At 59.7% G+C, this 18674-nt stretch carries 12 protein-coding genes, 1 tRNA gene, 1 other RNA gene and 1 pseudogene; all 15 read left to right on the forward strand.

Annotated elements, in window-relative coordinates:
* Positions 1 to 63 precede the first annotated feature (63 nt).
* The 15 genes and pseudogenes from KB890_RS15450 (at position 64) to KB890_RS15520 (ending at position 18652) form a co-directional block, all read left to right on the forward strand.
* A tRNA-Pro gene (locus tag KB890_RS15450) sits at positions 64 to 140 on the forward strand.
* 34 nt (positions 141 to 174) lie between these two features.
* Positions 175 to 307, forward strand: a non-coding RNA gene (locus tag KB890_RS15455) — RtT sRNA.
* A 716-nt stretch (positions 308 to 1023) separates the two neighbouring features.
* On the forward strand, positions 1024 to 2631 hold the full coding sequence (gene dppA / locus KB890_RS15460) for a dipeptide ABC transporter periplasmic-binding protein DppA (RefSeq protein WP_002921789.1): 1608 nt from the start codon (positions 1024 to 1026) through the stop codon (positions 2629 to 2631).
* Positions 2632 to 2765: 134 nt separating this feature from the next.
* Entirely contained in the window at positions 2766 to 3785 is a 1020-nt protein-coding gene (gene dppB, locus KB890_RS15465; protein ID WP_002921786.1) for a dipeptide ABC transporter permease DppB, read from the forward strand.
* A gap of 10 nt (positions 3786 to 3795) precedes the next feature.
* On the forward strand, positions 3796 to 4698 hold the full coding sequence (gene dppC, locus KB890_RS15470; protein ID WP_020324211.1) for a dipeptide ABC transporter permease DppC: 903 nt from the start codon (positions 3796 to 3798) through the stop codon (positions 4696 to 4698).
* A gap of 10 nt (positions 4699 to 4708) precedes the next feature.
* Positions 4709 to 5692 (forward strand): dipeptide ABC transporter ATP-binding protein, encoded by a 984-nt coding sequence (gene dppD / locus KB890_RS15475; protein WP_002921785.1) that lies wholly within the window; start codon positions 4709 to 4711, stop codon positions 5690 to 5692.
* Positions 5689 to 6702, forward strand: coding sequence for a dipeptide ABC transporter ATP-binding subunit DppF (dppF, locus tag KB890_RS15480; protein WP_002921784.1), 1014 nt, complete (start codon positions 5689 to 5691; stop codon positions 6700 to 6702). The genes dppD and dppF overlap by 4 nt, the downstream gene beginning before the upstream one ends.
* Positions 6703 to 6720: 18 nt before the next feature.
* The gene (locus KB890_RS15485) at positions 6721 to 6900 is read left to right on the forward strand and encodes a hypothetical protein (protein WP_004145206.1); all 180 of its coding nucleotides are present in this window, start codon (positions 6721 to 6723) and stop codon (positions 6898 to 6900) included.
* 317 nt (positions 6901 to 7217) lie between these two features.
* Complete coding sequence (locus KB890_RS15490) at positions 7218 to 7757, forward strand: cellulose biosynthesis protein BcsO (protein ID WP_020324202.1); 540 nt, start codon at positions 7218 to 7220, stop codon at positions 7755 to 7757.
* Between the two features lies 1 nt (position 7758).
* Positions 7759 to 8551, forward strand: a pseudogene (locus tag KB890_RS15495) (cellulose synthase operon protein YhjQ/BcsQ).
* 19 nt (positions 8552 to 8570) lie between these two features.
* Complete coding sequence (gene bcsA, locus KB890_RS15500) at positions 8571 to 10682, forward strand: UDP-forming cellulose synthase catalytic subunit (RefSeq protein ID WP_004186066.1); 2112 nt, start codon at positions 8571 to 8573, stop codon at positions 10680 to 10682.
* Complete coding sequence (gene bcsB, locus KB890_RS15505) at positions 10679 to 13114, forward strand: cellulose biosynthesis cyclic di-GMP-binding regulatory protein BcsB (protein ID WP_004181504.1); 2436 nt, start codon at positions 10679 to 10681, stop codon at positions 13112 to 13114. The genes bcsA and bcsB overlap by 4 nt, the downstream gene beginning before the upstream one ends.
* Positions 13111 to 17163 (forward strand): cellulose biosynthesis protein BcsC, encoded by a 4053-nt coding sequence (locus KB890_RS15510; RefSeq protein ID WP_020324195.1) that lies wholly within the window; start codon positions 13111 to 13113, stop codon positions 17161 to 17163. The genes bcsB and KB890_RS15510 overlap by 4 nt, the downstream gene beginning before the upstream one ends.
* Positions 17163 to 17639 carry a cellulose biosynthesis protein BcsD gene (bcsD, locus tag KB890_RS15515; protein WP_020324200.1) on the forward strand — a complete coding sequence of 159 codons (477 nt, stop codon included), beginning with the start codon at positions 17163 to 17165 and terminating at the stop codon, positions 17637 to 17639. Before KB890_RS15510 ends, bcsD begins: the two co-directional genes overlap by 1 nt.
* Before the next feature lie 11 nt (positions 17640 to 17650).
* The gene (locus tag KB890_RS15520) at positions 17651 to 18652 is read left to right on the forward strand and encodes a glycosyl hydrolase family 8 (RefSeq protein WP_004181503.1); all 1002 of its coding nucleotides are present in this window, start codon (positions 17651 to 17653) and stop codon (positions 18650 to 18652) included.
* The last annotated feature ends 22 nt before the right edge of the window (positions 18653 to 18674 follow it).

Here is an 18674-nt window from a genome sequence, read left to right on the forward strand (position 1 = left end):
GCGATTTTTTGAAAATAAGGCATTGACGGGTAGGCATCCCAGCAGTAAGATGCGCCCCGCATTCGGTGATTGGCGCAGCCTGGTAGCGCACTTCGTTCGGGACGAAGGGGTCGGAGGTTCGAATCCTCTATCACCGACCAAATTCGAAAAGCCTGCTCAATGAGCAGGCTTTTTTGCATCTGAGGCCTGCGAGGATGAGAACCTCCGGGGGCAGGAGGTTCGACTCGAGCGAAGCGAGAGAACGTTGCGTCAGCAACGGCCCGCAGGGCGAGCCACGAAGTGGTGAGTCATCCTCTATCACCGACCAAATTCGAAAAGCCTGCTCAATGAGCAGGCTTTTTTGCATCTGAGGCCAGTGAGGATGAGAACCTCCGGGGGCAGGAGGTTCGACTCGCGTTTCGTAGGCCCGCGCAAGCGCAGCGCCGCCGGGCATCATCAGTGCACAACTGGCCAAAAATACCACCAAAATCACAATAAACGTCTTTACTCACGTTTTCAGCCGGCTATTCGCTATTTTGTGACATCTTCCATTGCATTTTTTTATCGATGAACAGATCTTTTTTCGCGAAGCTTATGGCTGAATGCAGCATTTTCCGCTGTGCGTTTTAACGTTCACGCTATTAATCGCTCACATATTGGTCACACAGCAAGAAATTTTTCTCATTTGCTGGCATTGTTTCCCACTGGGTGTTGCAAATTAATAAGGTCTTTATTCTGCTGAATTGCCAGTAGCATAAATTTCTCTGCTGAAAATAGCGTCCTGAAGTTTTTTTAATCTTTGCCTGCCGTTTCTCACGCTGGATGTAAAACCCGGCTGGCTGTATTGACGTTTCCCCATTCTGTTGACAGATTGTAGGGCATGAGGGGCATTTCATGGAGAATCCGTACTGCAACTCAGTCGTTTTTGCGAAAGGAATCCCCATCTCTCTCTACGCCTTCGGGCACCACCGACCGGACCGGGTAAAAAATAAATAAAGGTCCGGCGGATATATGCAAACAACATCACAATTTTGGAGCAGAATAATGAGTATTTCCTTGAAGAAATCAGGGATGCTGAAGCTTGGTCTGAGCCTGGTCGCCATGACCGTCGCCGCCAGCGTGCAAGCGAAAACCCTGGTTTATTGTTCTGAAGGCTCGCCGGAAGGATTTAACCCACAGCTCTTCACCTCTGGCACCACCTATGATGCCAGCTCCGTACCGATCTATAACCGCCTGGTCGAATTTAAAACCGGTACGACGGAAGTTATTCCAGGACTTGCTGAGAAATGGGAAGTCAGTGCGGATGGCAAAACCTATACTTTCCACCTCCGTCAGGGTGTGAAGTGGCAGGATAATAAAGACTTTAAACCAACCCGTGACCTGAACGCCGATGACGTGGTGTTCTCCTTCGATCGCCAGAAGAATACTAATAACCCGTACCATAAAGTTTCTGGCGGCAGCTATGAATACTTTGAAGGGATGGGCTTACCGGACCTGATTAGCGAAGTGAAGAAAGTGGACGATAATACCGTCCAGTTCGTCCTGACCCGTCCGGAAGCGCCGTTCCTCGCTGATCTGGCCATGGACTTCGCCTCCATTCTTTCGAAAGAGTATGCTGACAACATGCTGAAAGCCGGCACGCCGGAAAAAGTGGATCTCAATCCTATCGGTACCGGCCCATTCCAGCTGCTGCAATACCAGAAAGATTCCCGCATTCTGTATAAAGCCTTCCCGGGCTACTGGGGTACCAAGCCGAAGATCGATCGTCTGGTCTTCTCCATCACCCCGGACGCTTCCGTGCGCTATGCCAAGCTGCAGAAAAATGAGTGCCAGGTGATGCCGTACCCGAACCCGGCGGACATCGCGCGCATGAAGGAAGATAAGAACATTACCCTGCTGGAACAGCCGGGTCTGAACGTTGGTTATCTCTCCTTTAACACCGAGAAGAAACCGCTGGACGACGTCAAAGTACGTCAGGCGCTGACCTACGCGGTCAACAAAGAAGCGATCATCAAAGCGGTTTACCAGGGCGCAGGCCAGGCGGCGAAGAACCTGATCCCGCCGACCATGTGGGGCTATAACGACGACGTTAAGGACTATACCTACGATCCGGAGAAGGCGAAGCAGCTGCTGAAAGAAGCGGGCCTGGAAAAAGGCTTCACCATCGATCTGTGGGCGATGCCGGTACAGCGTCCGTACAACCCGAACGCCCGCCGCATGGCGGAGATGATTCAGGCTGACTGGGCCAAGATTGGCGTCCAGGCCAAGATCGTCACCTACGAGTGGGGCGAGTATCTGAAGCGGGCGAAAGCGGGCGAGCACCAGAGCGTGATGATGGGCTGGACCGGCGACAACGGGGATCCGGATAACTTCTTCGCGACCCTGTTCAGCTGCGCCGCGGCGAAAGACGGCTCCAACTACTCGCGCTGGTGCTATAAGCCGTTTGAAGATCTTATTCAGCCGGCCCGCGCTACCGACGACCACAACAAGCGTATTGAACTGTACAAACAGGCTCAGGTAGTGATGCATGACCAGGCTCCGGCGCTGATCATTGCTCACTCCACCGTCTATGAGCCGGTGCGTAAAGAAGTCAAAGGCTATGTGGTGGACCCGCTGGGCAAACACCACTTCGATAACGTCTCTGTCGAATAATAAGCACGATGCCTGACCCCCTCTCCCCGCGTGGGAGAGGCGGGGGGCGTATTCCCGCTATTCCGGGGAATGCTTTTGTGAGCAATACAGACGCCCTGTCGCCAGGCGGGGCGTCACTAGAGAGAATCCGGGTTATGTTGCAGTTTATTCTCCGACGTCTGGGACTTGTCATCCCGACATTTATCGGTATCACCCTTCTCACCTTTGCCTTCGTCCATATGATCCCCGGCGATCCGGTGATGATTATGGCGGGCGAACGTGGTATTTCCCCCGAACGTCACGCGCAGCTGCTGGCCGAAATGGGCCTTGATAAGCCGCTGTGGCAGCAATATGCCCACTATATCTGGGGCGTGCTGCACGGCGATTTAGGCATCTCGCTGAAAAGCCGCATTCCCGTGTGGCAGGAGTTTGTCCCGCGCTTTAAAGCCACCCTTGAGCTGGGCGTCTGCGCGATGATCTTCGCCGTCGCCGTCGGCATTCCGGTGGGCGTGCTGGCTGCGGTAAAACGCGGCTCCATCTTTGACCACACCGCGGTGGGCCTGGCGCTGACCGGCTACTCAATGCCTATCTTCTGGTGGGGCATGATGCTGATTATGCTGGTTTCGGTACAGCTGAACCTGACGCCGGTCTCCGGGCGCATCAGCGATACGGTGTTCCTTGACGATACCCTGCCGCTGACCGGCTTTATGCTGATCGACACCGCCATCTGGGGCGAGCAGGGCGACTTTATTGACGCCTTAATGCATATGATCCTGCCCGCTATCGTGCTGGGCACCATCCCGCTGGCGGTGATCGTGCGTATGACCCGTTCGTCGATGCTGGAAGTGCTTGGCGAAGACTATATCCGTACCGCGCGCGCCAAAGGCCTGACCCGGATGCGGGTGATCGTGATCCACGCTCTGCGTAACGCGATGCTGCCGGTGGTCACGGTGATTGGTCTGCAGGTGGGCACCCTGCTGGCGGGCGCCATCCTGACGGAAACCATTTTCTCATGGCCTGGTTTAGGTCGCTGGCTGATCGACGCGCTGCAGCGTCGCGATTATCCGGTGGTGCAGGGCGGGGTGCTGCTGGTGGCGACGATGATTATCCTCGTCAACCTGCTGGTCGACCTGCTGTACGGCGTGGTGAACCCGCGTATCCGGCATAAGAAGTAAGGGGGCCATCATGTCACAAGTTACTGAAAATAAAGTTATCGCTGCGCCGGTACCCATGACTCCGCTGCAGGAGTTCTGGCACTATTTCAAACGCAACAAAGGGGCGGTCGTCGGGCTGGTATACGTGGTGGTGATGATCGTCATCGCGGTATTCGCCAACTTCCTCGCCCCCTATAACCCGGCGGATCAGTTCCGTGATTCGCTGCTGGCGCCGCCGTTCTGGCAGGACGGCGGCAGCCTGTCGCATCTGCTCGGCACCGACGACGTGGGCCGCGATATTCTGTCGCGCCTGATGTACGGCGCCCGCCTGTCGCTGCTGGTGGGCTGCCTGGTGGTGGTCCTGTCGCTGATCCTCGGCGTGGTGCTCGGCCTGGTGGCGGGCTATTTCGGCGGAGTGGTGGACTCAATCATCATGCGCGTCGTCGATATTATGCTGGCGCTGCCGAGTCTGCTGCTGGCGCTGGTGCTGGTGGCAATCTTCGGGCCCTCCATCGTCAACGCCTCGCTGGCGCTAACCTTCGTGGCGCTCCCGCACTATGTGCGTCTCACGCGCGCCGCGGTGCTGGTGGAGGTCAACCGTGACTACGTGACCGCCTCCCGCGTAGCGGGCGCCGGCGCGATGCGCCAGATGTTCGTTAATATTCTGCCTAACTGTCTCGCGCCGCTGATCGTTCAGGCGTCGCTGGGCTTTTCCAACGCCATTCTCGACATGGCAGCGCTGGGGTTCCTCGGCATGGGCGCGCAGCCGCCGACGCCGGAGTGGGGCACCATGCTTTCCGACGTGTTGCAGTTCGCGCAGAGCGCCTGGTGGGTAGTCACCTTCCCGGGCGTGGCGATCCTGCTGACGGTGCTGGCATTTAACCTGATGGGTGACGGTCTGCGTGACGCGCTCGATCCCAAACTGAAGCAGTAAGAGGTTCGAGATGGCGTTATTGAATGTAGATAAATTATCGGTGCATTTCGGCGATGAAAACGCGCCGTTTCGCGCCGTAGACCGCATCAGCTATAGCGTGAAGCAGGGTGAAGTGGTCGGTATCGTCGGGGAGTCCGGCTCCGGTAAATCCGTCAGCTCGCTGGCGATTATGGGGCTGATTGACTATCCCGGCCGGGTGATGGCGGACAAACTGGAATTTAACGGCCGCGATCTGCAGCGCATCTCTGAAAAAGAGCGGCGCCAGCTGGTGGGGGCGGAAGTGGCGATGATCTTCCAGGATCCAATGACCAGCCTCAACCCGTGCTTTACCGTCGGCTACCAGATTATGGAAGCGATTAAGGTCCATCAGGGTGGTAATAAGCAAACCCGCCGCCAGCGGGCCATCGACCTGCTGAACCTGGTGGGCATTCCCGATCCGGCCTCGCGGCTGGACGTCTATCCGCATCAGCTTTCCGGCGGCATGAGCCAGCGTGTGATGATCGCGATGGCGATTGCCTGTCGGCCAAAACTACTGATTGCCGATGAACCGACCACCGCGCTGGACGTGACCATTCAGGCGCAAATCATTGAGCTACTGCTGGATCTGCAGCAGCAGGAGAATATGGCGCTGGTGCTGATCACCCACGACCTGGCGCTGGTGGCGGAAGCCGCGCATAAAATTATCGTTATGTACGCGGGTCAGGTGGTGGAGACCGGTGACGCGAAAGATATCTTCCGCGCGCCGCGCCATCCTTATACCCAGGCGCTGCTGCGCGCGCTGCCGGAATTCGCCCAGGATAAAGCGCGTCTGGCCTCGCTGCCGGGCGTGGTGCCGGGGAAATATGACCGTCCCAACGGCTGCCTGCTTAATCCGCGCTGCCCCTATGCCACGGATAAATGCCGTAGCGAAGAGCCGGCGCTCGCGGATCTGACCGGCGGCCGCCAGTCTAAATGTCACTACCCACTCGATGATGCCGGGAGGCCTGGATTATGAGTACGCAAAAGGCCGCCACGCCACAACCGCTGTTGCAGGCCATTGATCTGAAAAAACACTATCCGGTGAAGAAGGGGTTATTCGCCCCGGAACGGCTGGTGAAGGCGTTGGACGGCGTCTCCTTTACCCTTGAGCGCGGTAAAACGCTGGCGGTAGTGGGGGAGTCGGGCTGCGGCAAATCGACCCTCGGTCGTCTGCTGACGATGATTGAGATCCCCACCGGCGGCGAGCTCTATTATCAGGGGCAGGATCTGCTTAAGCACGACCCGCAGGCGCAGAAGCTGCGGCGGCAAAAAATCCAGATTGTGTTCCAGAACCCGTATGGTTCGCTGAACCCGCGTAAAAAAGTGGGGCAGATTCTGGAGGAGCCGCTGCTGATTAACAGCAGCCTGAGCAAAGAGCAGCGGCGTGAAAAAGCGCTGGCGATGATGGCGAAAGTGGGCCTGAAAACCGAGCATTACGATCGCTACCCGCATATGTTCTCCGGCGGTCAGCGTCAGCGTATCGCTATTGCTCGCGGGTTAATGCTGGATCCAGATGTGGTGATTGCCGATGAGCCGGTCTCCGCGCTGGACGTTTCGGTACGCGCCCAGGTGCTGAACCTGATGATGGATCTGCAGCAGGATTTAGGGCTGTCCTACGTGTTTATCTCCCACGACCTGTCGGTCGTCGAGCACATCGCCGATGAAGTGATGGTGATGTATCTCGGCCGCTGCGTGGAGAAGGGCACCAAAGACCAGATCTTCAACAATCCGCGTCATCCGTACACCCAGGCGCTGCTGTCGGCGACGCCGCGTCTGAACCCAGACGACCGGCGCGAGCGGATCAAGCTGACCGGCGAACTGCCGAGCCCGCTAAATCCGCCACCGGGCTGCGCCTTTAACGCGCGCTGTCGCCGTCGCTTTGGCCCCTGCACTCAGCTCCAGCCGCAGCTGAAGGATTACGGCGGCCAGCTGGTGGCCTGCTTTGCCGTCGACCAGGATGAGAATCCGCAAAAGTCCCACGCCTGATGGCGCGCTCCCGGTCCCATGGCCGGGAGCTTCTCTCCCGCCGTGGATAAAACCTGGCGCTTGCGCATATTGCCGCAGTTTATGTCACGCTCTCAGAGCATTCTTCGTAGATTATCCGAAAAAATAAGCCTTTCAGTCCATTTTTATAGAATTAAAGAGAAATTAAAATGGTTCAGGTTTATTCTTTCGCTGATCTGACGCTATGATTTCATCATGACCTAATACTTTTATATAAAAACGACTGGGAAGCGTGGTGATTGCGGGAAGTTAAGGATGTACGCATACCTAAAAAATGGGGCTACCCTTCTGCAAGGGGAATGTTAGTGTAGCGATACTTCTGCCGTGGAATCATCCCGAAAATCAAATTCTAAACTATTATAACCCTGTCAATCGTGTGTATTGGTACGTCACCATCGGCGCGTTATCTGGCATCCCAGAAGCGTGACGATATTTTTAATATACCCAGAAAATAACAACAAACTTAATATGAAATTTTTAAAATCATGAGGTTATCAATGAACCATTATGATGATCTGCAGCGCTTTCAAGAAAAAACGCGGACGCAAAACCTCAACTTTCAGGATCTTTCTTCGCAAGCCGCCACGCGGGAACACGGCGACTGGGCGATCCTCAATCAGCTAAATCCCGGCGCCGAGAAAACCTCTTCTCTGGCGCTGGGAGGCTCGGTCTCCGCGCCGTTGCCGCAGTCGGTGCCTGCGGATCTGTTCCGCCAGGTAGAGGCGGCCGTAGCAGCGGCGCCAACCTCTGATCCTGTTGTGTCTGCCGCTTCGGCCGCGCCTGCTACCCCCCAGCCGGTCGTGGAGACCGCCGCAGCCGCACCGGAGCCGGTCAGGCAGGAGCCTGCGCCGACCCCTGCGCCTTCAATTCCGGCGTCGGAACCGGCCATGGCGCCGCCGCCGAGAATGGCCCCCCGACCCGCGCCCGCCGCCGAGAACTATGCCCACCTGTTCGCCGCGAAAAGCGCGGAGCCGGTGGCGAAAAATAAAGACCAGCCTTTGAAATCACTTCTGGAAAGGATCGCGACATGCCGTTGATTTGCGTCTGTTCACCGAAAGGCGGCGTAGGGAAAACGACCCTGGCGGCCAATTTAGCCTATTCGCTGGCGCGGACGGGCAGCAAAGTTCTGGCGCTGGATTTTGATGTCCAGAACGCGCTGCGTTTGCATTTTGGCGTACCGCTGAACGATGAGCGGGGCTATGTGGCGAAGGCGCTGGAGCTGCACGACTGGAGCCAGTGCGTGTTGAGCGCCGGCAGTAATATTTTCGTCCTGCCATATGGCGAAGTGAGCGAGGCGCAGCGTCAGGCGTTTGATGAGCAACTGACCCATAATGACCATTTCCTCCAGCGCGGTCTGTCCGCGCTGCTTAATTATCCCGGGCTTATCACCATCGCCGATATGCCCCCTGGACCTTCGCCCGCGCTAAAGGCGCTGACGGGGCTGGCGGACCTGCATCTTATCCCGCTGCTGGCGGATACCGCCTCGATGTCGACCCTGGCGCACGTAGAAAAGCAGCGCCTGACCGGCGCGGCGCTGAATCATAAGCACGGGCACTATTTCGTCATTAACCAAAGCGATAGCCGTCGCCAGGTCAGCCGGGACGTCACCAGCCTGATGGAAGAGAAACTGGGCGAGCGACTGCTTGGCGTGATCCATCGTGATGAAAGCGTAGTGGAGGCCAATGCCTCGCAGAAGTCGATCCTGGACTTTAACGCTTCCTCGGCAGCGGCCTTCGATATTGAAATCATGGCTAAAAAAATATCTTCGCTGTTGGGTATTCATATTGGCGATGGCACGGTGCACAGCCAGCCACGCATGTCAGGGCGTTAACTTTTTGCAGGGCTGCTGAATGAAAAAATCTCTTTTTTGGTTGCTGGCGCTGGTGCTGTCACCCGTCGCCGTGCTGGTGGTGATCACGCCGATGGACAGCCAGAAGCAGTATATTTTTGGTCTGTTAAGTATCGGTATTCTCTTTCTGATGGGCTTCAGCAAGCGCCGCAGCGTATCGGTCATTATGGTCGTCACGTCGCTGCTGATGTCCACCCGTTACATGTATTTTCGCCTCACGCAGACCCTGCACTTCAACTCGTCCATTGAAGCTATTCTCGGCATGGGACTCTTTCTGGCGGAAGTCTATATCTGGGTGATGCTACTGCTTAACTATCTGCAGACGGTCTGGCCGCTGAAGCGCGGCATTGTTCCGCTGCCGGATGATATGAGTAAGTGGCCGACGGTCGATATCTATATTCCGAGCTATAACGAACCGCTGGAGGTGGTGCGCGATACCGTCCTGGCGGCACAATGCATTGATTATCCAAAAGATAAAATGAAAATCTATCTTCTGGATGACGGTAAGCGCAGCGAGTTTGCCGTCTTCGCCGCCGACGTTGGGGTGGGCTATATCACCCGCAATGACAACAAGCACGCCAAAGCGGGGAACCTTAACCATGCGCTGACCCTGACTCAGGGGGAGCTTATCTGCGTTTTCGACTGCGACCACGTCGCCACGCGCGTCTTCCTGCAGGCCACCGTCGGCGGCTTCCTGAAAGACCCGATGCTGGCTCTGGTGCAGACGCCGCACTACTTCTATTCCCCGGATCCATTTGAACGTAACCTCTCCGTCGGACGCAACATTCCCAACGAAGGGATGTTGTTCTATGGCCCGATTCAGCAGGGGAACGACAACTGGAACGCCACCTTTTTCTGCGGCTCCTGCGCGGTGATCCGTCGCGAGGCGCTGGCGCAGATCGGCGGTTTCGCCGTCGAAACGGTGACCGAAGATGCTCATACGGCGCTGAAGTTTCAGCGTCTGGGGTGGAAGTCGGCCTTTCTCGATATCCCACTGGCCGCAGGCCTCGCTACTGAACGCCTGGTGGTGCACGTCATCCAGCGTACCCGCTGGGCGCGCGGGATGACGCAGATTTTCCGCGTCGATAATCCGCTGTTTGGCCGCGGGCTGACTTTTCAGCAGCGCTTGTGCTATCTCAGCGCCATGCTCTACTACCAGTTCGCGCTGCCCAGGGTGGTGTTTGTCACCGCCCCGCTGGCTTACCTGCTGTTTAACCTCAATATTATTTACTCTTCAGCGAGCCTGATTGTCTCCTATGCGCTGCCGCACCTGTTCCTCGCTATTTACGTCGGTTCGCGAATGAACGGCCGCTATCGCTACAGCTTCTGGGGGGAGATCTACGATATTGTGCTGGCCTTCCACCTGGTGCTGCCGACCCTGGTGACGATGATTTTCCCTAAACGCGGCAAGTTCAACGTCACCGATAAGGGCGGCCTGCTGGACGTCGGCTACTTCGATTTCACCGTGGTGCGCCCGCATCTGGTGGTGGCCTGCCTGCTGGCCCTGGGGGTGATCGTCGGCATCGTCCGGGCGATTGGCCATGACTACTTTGGCTCGGATCCCAACGTTATCGCCCTCAACGTCGGGTGGGGGATCTACAGTCTGATCTTCCTGCTGGCGGCGATTGCCGTGGCGCGCGAAACGCGGCAGGTGCGAAAAACCATTCGTATCGATGTCGACATTCCGGTGGTGATCCATTACGCCAGCGGCATCGTCTCGCGCAGTCATACCGCGGATCTGTCGATGGGCGGCTGCCGCGTGGTCGCGCCTGATAATCGCCATCTGGAGGATGACATCGAAGAGATTGAGCTGATCCTGCAGTCCGGGGCTATCTCGATTCCGGCCCAGCTGGTCACCTCTGACGAGCGCTTCCTGCGCCTCAAGTTTGATGAAGATATTCCGCTTTCGCGCCGCCGTGAACTGGTGCGCGTGGTGCTGGCCCGCGCGGATGCGTGGATTAATCCGCCGCGCCCGCAGGATAACCCGTTCCGCTCCTTCTTCACCATTTTACGCTGCGTGTTCGAACTGTTCTGGCTGACGTGGAAAACCCGTCGTAGCCAGCGCAATCGGGCAACAGTGGCGAAAACGGCGCAGGAGGATGGGACGTTATGAAGCGATTAACCACGCTGGCGCTGCTGGCAGGGATGCTCTCTGCGCCTGCGCTACACAGTGAAGAACCGGGCTCCGGCTCCGCTGCCCCGCTGAGCTTCCCGCAGCTCAACGACGCGGCGGACAGCGAGCCAGGCGACGAACCTCCGGCTGCCTCGCCGGAGGAGGGCGCCTCTCCGGCAGCCCCCGCCACCGCCGGCGATGCGGTGGCGACGGCCCCTGCGCCGGTTATGCCGGACTTACCCCCGCCGGTGAGCGGCACGGCCGCGCCGGAGGTCATTCCTGTCGCTCCGGTCTGGGGAGGCGATCTGAATCTGGCGCAGATGGGGATGCCGGACGGGATTATCCTCAGCGGCGGCCAGCGACAGGGTGGGGTCAGCTTTACCCTGCCTGCCGATCAGGTGGTGATCCATTCTCAGCTCAGCCTTGCCGTTCGCGTATCGCCGGAGATGGCGAGCCGCAACGCCACCCTGCAGCTGATGCTCAACGGTCAACCGCTCGGCACGCTGCCGCTGGGCGCCGATGGCGAGGATGTCTCCCATTATCAGCTGGATATTCCGCCCGCGCTGATGGTCTCCAGCAATAACCTGAGCGTGAAGATCAACGATGGCGATACCCTGCAGTGCCAGCGTGACATTCATGATACGTCGCGGGTGACGGTGCTGCCCACGTCGCATTTCAGCTGGGAAAGCCAGCAGCTGAACATCAGCGACGACCTGAGCCACTTCCCGCGGCCCTTCTTTGACAGCATGCAGATGACCCCGGCGGACATTGCGGTCGCCTATGGGGCCAAGCCGTCGGCGGACGTCTTCAGCGCCGCGGCGCTGATCTCCTCCTGGCTGGGTATCCAGGCGGACTATCGCGGCATCGCCTTCAGCGCTCTGCGCGACCGTCTGCCGGAACGCCACGGCATCGTGATTGGCCATCCGGGGGAGCAGGTGGGCGGCATGATGCTGCCGGAAACCGATAAGCCGCTGCTGCGCATCATCGCCAACCCCGCCAATCCGGCCTATAAACTGCTGCTGATTGTCGGCAAAAACGATACGGCGCTGCGCATGGCCGCCTGGCGGTTAACCCGCGGCAACTTTGCGCCGCAAACCGCGACGCTGGATGTCGAACCGCAGACCATCCCGGTTGGCAAAGCATATGATGCCCCGCGCTGGATCCCCACCGATCGTCCGGTCAAGCTCAGCGAGCTGCTGCGTAAGGATCAAAGCCCGACCGTCAGCGGCGTCTGGCACGAACCTTTACGTATCGCCTTCCGCGCCGCGCCCGATCTCTATCTGTGGGATGGAGAGACCATTCCGCTACAGGTTGGCTACCGCTTCCCGTCGGAAAGCTGGATTAATGAGGACAAGTCCTTGCTGAGCGTCACGCTCAACGGCACCTTCCTCAACAACCTGCCGATGAACAAGCAGGGGCCGCTGGAGAAAGTCTGGCGCTACCTCGGGGGCGATGCGCGCCAGGAGCGCTTTACCATCCCGCTGGCGCCCTACCTGATTTACGGCGATAACCAGCTGTCGATGTACTTCAATGTGGTGCCGAAGGACGATGTTCCGTGTTCGGTGCTGCTGAATAACAATATCAAGAGCCGGATCACTGACGACTCCTGGATCGATTTGAGCAAGACGCGTCACTTCTCGCTGTTGCCCAATCTCTCCTACTTTGTCGGCGCCTCGTTCCCCTTCTCGCGGCTGGCGGACTATTCGCAGACGACCCTCCTGCTGCCGGCGGACCCGTCTGAAACCCAGGTGGCGACCCTGCTGAATCTGGCGGCACGCTCCGGGAACGCGACCGGCACCGCGCTGGCGAATAACCGCGTCGTGCTCGGGATGCCCACCGGCGGGGGGGATTTGCAGTCGCTGCGCGAACGTGACGTGCTGGCGGTCACCGCTCTCGATCAGCAGGCCTTTAACCAGAGCCTGCTGGCCGACTCACCCTACCGCCCGGTAGATAATGTGCTGAGCGTCCGCGAGCCAGACCTGTGGCAAAAAGTCCAGCGCCGGCTCACCGGCGACTGGACTTCCGCCAGCCTCGACGCCGATCGCTACTTTTCGTCGAGCAGCGCCTGGCGCGGGTTCATCAGCTATCGCTCGCCGTGGAATTCCACCCGCCTGGTGGTGGTGGCGCTGGCCAGCAATGATGACCAGCTGGCGCGACTGAAGACCGATCTGGACTCGCCGCGCATTAACGCCGGGATCCGCGGCGATACCGCGGTGATCACCAGCGATAACGGGGTGCGCAGCTTCCAGGTGAGTACGCCGTTCCCCAGCGGTCAGATGCCGTGGTACATGATGGCGGTCTGGTATGCCAGCCAGCACTCAGGTTTCCTGGCGGTGCTGGGGCTGATTGCCACCTCGATAATGGGACTGGCGCTGACCGCGATGTTTAAACGTCACGCCCGTAAGCGTCTGGGTTCGGGGGATAACCAATGAAAAGAAAAATAATAATAACGATGAAAAACACCCGTCGGCTCACCACGTTCTGCCTCACCGGCGCGTTGACTCTCGCTGCCTCGGGCGGCGCGCTGGCGTCGGGGAACGACGCGGCGCTACAGGCGCTGTTCGCTCAGGCCAACTACTGGCATGAGAAATCTCATGACGAGCTGGCGATGGAGTCCCTGCAGAAGGTGCTCTCGGTGGATGCCAACAACACCCAGGCGCTGTATCTGATGGCGCTCTGGTCGCAGCAGGGCGGCGATATGCAGGCGGCGGCGCAGTGGCGCGCGCGGCTGGCGAAAGCGGCCCCTGACAGCCCGGGACTACAGGATCTGGACAACGCCAAAAAGATGTCGCAGGTGCCGCAGGGCCAGCTCAACCTGGCCCGCCAGCAGGCGCGCGGAGGCAATATCCCCGGGGCGCTGGCGACCTGGCGCAGTATGTTCAATGGCAATACGCCGCCTGCCGGGCTGGCGGCGGAATATTACCTGACCATGGCCAGCGACAAATCGCTCTATCCGCAGGCTATCAGCGAGCTGCGCCAGTACGTGGCGCAGCATCCGCAGGAGAACGCCCCGCGGGTGGCGTTGGGCAAAGCGTTAACCTGGCGGGAAGAGACTCGCCGGGAAGGGATCGCCCTGCTCGAGCCGATGGCCAGCGGCAATAAAGAGGCGGACAGCGGCTTGCGCCAGGCGCTGCTCTGGCTGGGCCCGCAGGCCGGGGATGAGCAGTATTACGACACCTGGATGCAGCGGCATCCCCAGGACAGCGAAGTTCAGAATTACTTTCGCGAACGGCGCAGCGGTCAGGCGCGCGGCGAGGGCTACGCCAATCTCAACAGCGGCAATACCGCCGCCGCGAAACAGCAGTTTGAAGAGGTATTGCAGACCAACCCCCAGGATGCCGATGCGCTGGCGGGCATGGGCTATATCGCCCAGCGCAGCGGCGACTACCAGGCCGCGTCGCAGTATTTGAGCCGGGCCGCGGACCTCGGCGGCGACGCCTCGGCGACCCGTCGTCAGCAGGCGGCCGATGCGCTGTTCTACGGCCAGCTGGCGCAGGCCCAGCAGGCCTATAAGCAGGGCAATATCAGCCAGGCGCTGGCGCTCTCCGCGCCGTTGGCGCAGCAGAGCGGGGCGCAGGGCGCCTCGGCGAAGCTGTTCCGCGCCGATGTGCTGCGGCACAACAAAGATTTGCCCCAGGCGGAGCAAACGCTGCGCTCACTGTTAAATGACGATCCGCAGAACGCGGCGGCGCGGGAAAACCTCTATTACGTGCTGCGCGAGCAGAATAAATCCGCCGAGGCGCAGGCGATGCTGCAGACGCTCCCGCAGAGCCTGCGGCAAAAACTGCAGCCGCGGGTGGTGGCCGGTATGCCGGGCGATGCCCTGCGCCGTCAGGCCCAGGCGCAGGTCAGCGGCGGTAACCCAGCCGGCGCCATTGCCACCCTGCGCGAAGGCGTCGCCCGCTATCCGGACGATCCCTGGCTGCGCCTCGACCTGGCCCGGCTGCTGCAAAAATCGGGTAACGGCAGCGAGGCCTCTTCGCTGATGTCGGCGGCCTATCGCCCCGGCGCCAGCAACAGTGCGCTGTATGCCGCCGCCCTGTTTGCCAGCGAAAACGGCGCCTGGCAGCAGGCGCAGACGCTGCTGGCGCGCATTCCCGGCGGCAGCCAGACCAGCGACATGCGCGATTTGCGCCAGCGGGTGAACTACAACCTGCAGTTGGTGACGGCCGAAAACTACCTGGCGCAGGGCAATACCATCGCCGCCAGCAATACCCTGCGGGCGATGGCCTCCACGCCGCCAAAAGCCCCGGCGGACGCCGGCAAGCTGGCGCGTCTGCTGGCCGAGAGCGGCGACCTGACCACCGCGGTCTCGCTGGTGCGCAACAATATCAGCAGCGGCGTATCCGGCAATGCCGGGGATTACGCCGATCAGATCGCTGTCCTGAATCAGGCCGGGCTGACCGGCGAGGCGCAGAACCTGATCAGCAATCCGCAGCTGCAGGCCAGCAGTACGCCGACGCAGCTGGCGAGCATTCGCAATGGCTATGTGATCAACGAAGCCGACCGCCTGCGCGAGCAGGGCAATTACGCTGCGGCGTATGACAAGCTGATCCGCGCTATGCAAAGCGATCCGCAAAATACCGATCTGATGTTCGCCATGGCGCGGCTGTACCAGAGCGGCAAAATGAACAAAGAGGCCGGGGTGGTCTATGACTACCTGATGACGCGCGATACGCCGAACCAGGATGCGCGCGCCGGGGCCATCGACGTGGCGCTGTCGGCGGGGAACAACGATCGCGCTGAACAGCTGGCCGGCGGTTTGCGCCAGGATAACTCCCCGGATCGCCTGCTGCTGCTGGCGAGAGTGGCGGAGGCCCAGGGACATCATCAGCAGGCGATGACCTATCTGCGCAGCGCCCGCGGCAAACTGCTGGGCATGCAAAGCACCAACAGTAGCGAAACGCCGACCGTCGGCGGGGTGCTGGCGGCGGATAACCCCTTTATCGGCGTGTCGCAAACGTCGGCGCCGACGCGGACGGCCTCCGCCTACGGGCAGTACATGCCGTGGCAGGTTGCCCAGTCGGCCGCCGCGCCTGGTTCCACGCTGCCGGGGATCCAGCGCACCGATCTGCCGGTGGACACCGCCCAGACGCGGATGCTGCGTCAGGTGGACACCATGATGGAGTCGCTGCAGGAGAAAACCGGCAGCTGGCTGCAGGGGGGAATGGACGTGCGTGGACGCGACGGCGAATCGGGCACCAGCAAGCTGACGGAGCTCCGGACGCCGCTGACCTGGTCATCCTCGCCGTTTGGCGACTCGCGCTTTGACTTTACCGTCACCCCGGTGTCGTTGAACGCCGGGACCGCCAGCGGCGACGCCTGGCGTCGCTACGGCGCCAACCCGCTGGCTAACGCGGTCTCCAACATGGTGAGTACCGCCACCAGCGAGCAGGCGGCGATCGCCTCGATGACCGAGGCGGAGCGGACGGCCTATTTCGCCAGCAATCCAGGGGCCGAGGCGTTAAGCGGCCTCGGCACCCTGAACGCGGCAGATTTCAATCCTACCACCAGCAGCGGGATGGAAAACCTGGCGAAGCTCGGGAGCTATGATGCGGGGCAGGTGGCCAGCTATCTCTCTTCGTCCAGCCGCAAGCCGAACGTTGACCAGACCAGCGGCTCGACCGATTCGCAGAAGGCCAATGGCGTCGAACTGGCGCTGGCGTTAAGTGGTGACGATTACCGGGTCGATATCGGCAGCACGCCGTTGGGCCAGGATCTTAATACCGTAGTCGGCGGGGTGAAATGGTCGCCCAAGCTGACCAACTATCTGTCGCTGATCCTCACCGGCGAACGCCGCTCGCTAACCGACAGCCTGCTTTCCTACGTGGGTCTGAAAGACGCCTATTCCGGGAAAACCTGGGGGCAGGTGACGAAAAACGGCGGCACCCTGCAGCTGAGCTATGACGACGGCGACGCGGGCTTCTATGTCGGCGGCGGTGGATACAGCTATCTGGGGCAGAACGTCGCCAGCAACACCAGTATCAACGCCAATGCCGGGGTCTATCTTCGTCCCTACCATGACGAATACCGCCAGCTGCAGGCCGGGTTGAGCATGAGCTATATGGATTACTCCAAAAACCTCAGCTACTTCACCTATGGTCAGGGGGGCTACTTTAGTCCGCAAAACTACGTCAGCGTATCGCTGCCGGTCAGTCTGACGGAGAAATATGATAACTGGACCATGAAGCTCGGCGGCTCGGTGGGCTATCAGTCTTACAGTCAGGATAAGAGCGCCTATTTCCCGACCAATTCGGAGTGGCAACAGACCCTGGAGACGGCGGTGAGCAATGGGTTTGCCAAGGAAGCCTACTACTCCGCGACCTCGAAGAGCGGCATAGGGTATACCCTGCGCGCCGGGGCGGATTACAAGGTCAACAAACAAATGACCCTGGGGGGCCAGATTGGCTATGACACCTTCGGGGATTATAACGAAAGCACCGCCGGGCTCTATATTCGCTATATGTTAGGAGATCATTGATGATGACGGAGAACAATAACCCGGTGGTGATGACCTGGTTTCAGCAGCAGCAGACGCCTGCCGGATGGTTCGATCTGTTGATTATTATGGTCGAAGGTATGCTAAATAATGCCGGCGAGCTGGAAAGCCAGCCTTTCCTGCGTCAGATGGGCGCCTCGCTGGCGGAGACCCATCCGCTGCCGGCGTCGGAGACGGTGGGGGATCTGGAGGCCAATATCAACCGGCTGCTGACTCATTTTCACTGGGGCGTGGTGACCATCGATGTCGGTGAGGACGGCCTGCGCCTGCGCCATCAGGCGTTGCCGGTCAGCCGCGACGAAGCGGGGCGCGTGCGCTGGTGCAACGCGTTCTGTGCCATACTCGAGGGGTTATATTCTCGCTGGCTGCAGAGTCAGGGAGGCAGTGCCCACGTGATACTGCAGCGTGAGCGGGTGTTCTCCGTGTCTGACGTTCAGTTTCTCTACTACCATCCATAAAGAGTGAATTTATGCCCCTGCGTGCTTTAGTGGCGGTGATAGTGACAACGGTAGTGATGCTGGTGCCCAGGGCGTGGGCGGATACGGCCTGGGAGCGCTATAAGGCCCGTTTTATGATGCCGGATGGTCGTATCATTGATACCGCCAATGGCAATGTGTCGCATACGGAAGGTCAGGGCTTCGCCATGCTCCTGGCGGTGGCGAATAACGATCGTCCGGCGTTCGACAAGCTGTGGCAGTGGACGGACAACACCCTGCGCAACAAGTCTAACGGGCTGTTTTACTGGCGCTATAACCCGGTGGCGCCGGACCCTATCGCCGATAAAAACAACGCCTCCGATGGCGATACCCTGATCGCCTGGGCGCTGCTACGCGCGCAAAAGCAGTGGCAGGATAAGCGCTATGCGATTGCCTCTGACGCCATCACCGCCGCCCTGCTGAAGTCTACGGTGGTGTCTTTCGCCGGTCGCCAGGTAATGCTCCCGGGCGTGAAAGGGTTCAACCTCAATGATCACCTGAACCTTAACCCTTCCTATTTCATCTTCCCGGCCTGGCGCGCCTTCGCGGAGCGGACGCATCTCACCGCCTGGCGGACATTGCAGAGCGACGGACAGGCGCTGCTGGGGCAGATGGGCTGGGGGAAATCACATCTACCCAGCGACTGGGTGGCGCTGCGGGCGGATGGCAAGATGCTGCCAGCCAAAGAGTGGCCGCCGCGGATGAGTTTCGATGCGATCCGTATCCCGCTGTATCTCTCGTGGGCCGATCCGCACAGCGCCTTGCTCGCGCCCTGGAAGGCCTGGATGCAGAGTTACCCGCGCCTGCAAACCCCGGCGTGGATCAACGTCAGCACCAACGAGGTGGCTCCCTGGTATATGGCCGGCGGCCTGCTGGCGGTGCGCGATCTGACGCTGGGTGAACCGCAGGAGGCGCCGCAGATTGACGACAAGGATGATTATTACTCTGCGAGCCTCAAGCTGTTGGTCTGGCTGGCGAAACAGGATCAGCGCTAAATTCGGTGATTGATTTGCCGCC

Source organism: Klebsiella sp. P1954 (genome assembly GCF_018199955.1).
GTDB classification, from domain to species: Bacteria; Pseudomonadota; Gammaproteobacteria; order Enterobacterales; family Enterobacteriaceae; genus Klebsiella; species Klebsiella pneumoniae.

Coding starts and splice junctions, on each gene's coding strand:
- KB890_RS15510 (WP_020324195.1), top strand. CDS start 13,111: ATGAAAAGAAAAATAATAATAACGATGAAAAACACCCGTCGGCTCACC.
- dppB (WP_002921786.1), top strand. CDS start 2,766: ATGTTGCAGTTTATTCTCCGACGTCTGGGACTTGTCATCCCGACATTT.
- dppA (WP_002921789.1), top strand. CDS start 1,024: ATGAGTATTTCCTTGAAGAAATCAGGGATGCTGAAGCTTGGTCTGAGC.
- bcsA (WP_004186066.1), top strand. CDS start 8,571: ATGAAAAAATCTCTTTTTTGGTTGCTGGCGCTGGTGCTGTCACCCGTC.
- dppF (WP_002921784.1), top strand. CDS start 5,689: ATGAGTACGCAAAAGGCCGCCACGCCACAACCGCTGTTGCAGGCCATT.
- KB890_RS15490 (WP_020324202.1), top strand. CDS start 7,218: ATGAACCATTATGATGATCTGCAGCGCTTTCAAGAAAAAACGCGGACG.
- bcsB (WP_004181504.1), top strand. CDS start 10,679: ATGAAGCGATTAACCACGCTGGCGCTGCTGGCAGGGATGCTCTCTGCG.
- dppC (WP_020324211.1), top strand. CDS start 3,796: ATGTCACAAGTTACTGAAAATAAAGTTATCGCTGCGCCGGTACCCATG.
- KB890_RS15485 (WP_004145206.1), top strand. CDS start 6,721: ATGGCCGGGAGCTTCTCTCCCGCCGTGGATAAAACCTGGCGCTTGCGC.
- bcsD (WP_020324200.1), top strand. CDS start 17,163: ATGATGACGGAGAACAATAACCCGGTGGTGATGACCTGGTTTCAGCAG.
- KB890_RS15520 (WP_004181503.1), top strand. CDS start 17,651: ATGCCCCTGCGTGCTTTAGTGGCGGTGATAGTGACAACGGTAGTGATG.
- dppD (WP_002921785.1), top strand. CDS start 4,709: ATGGCGTTATTGAATGTAGATAAATTATCGGTGCATTTCGGCGATGAA.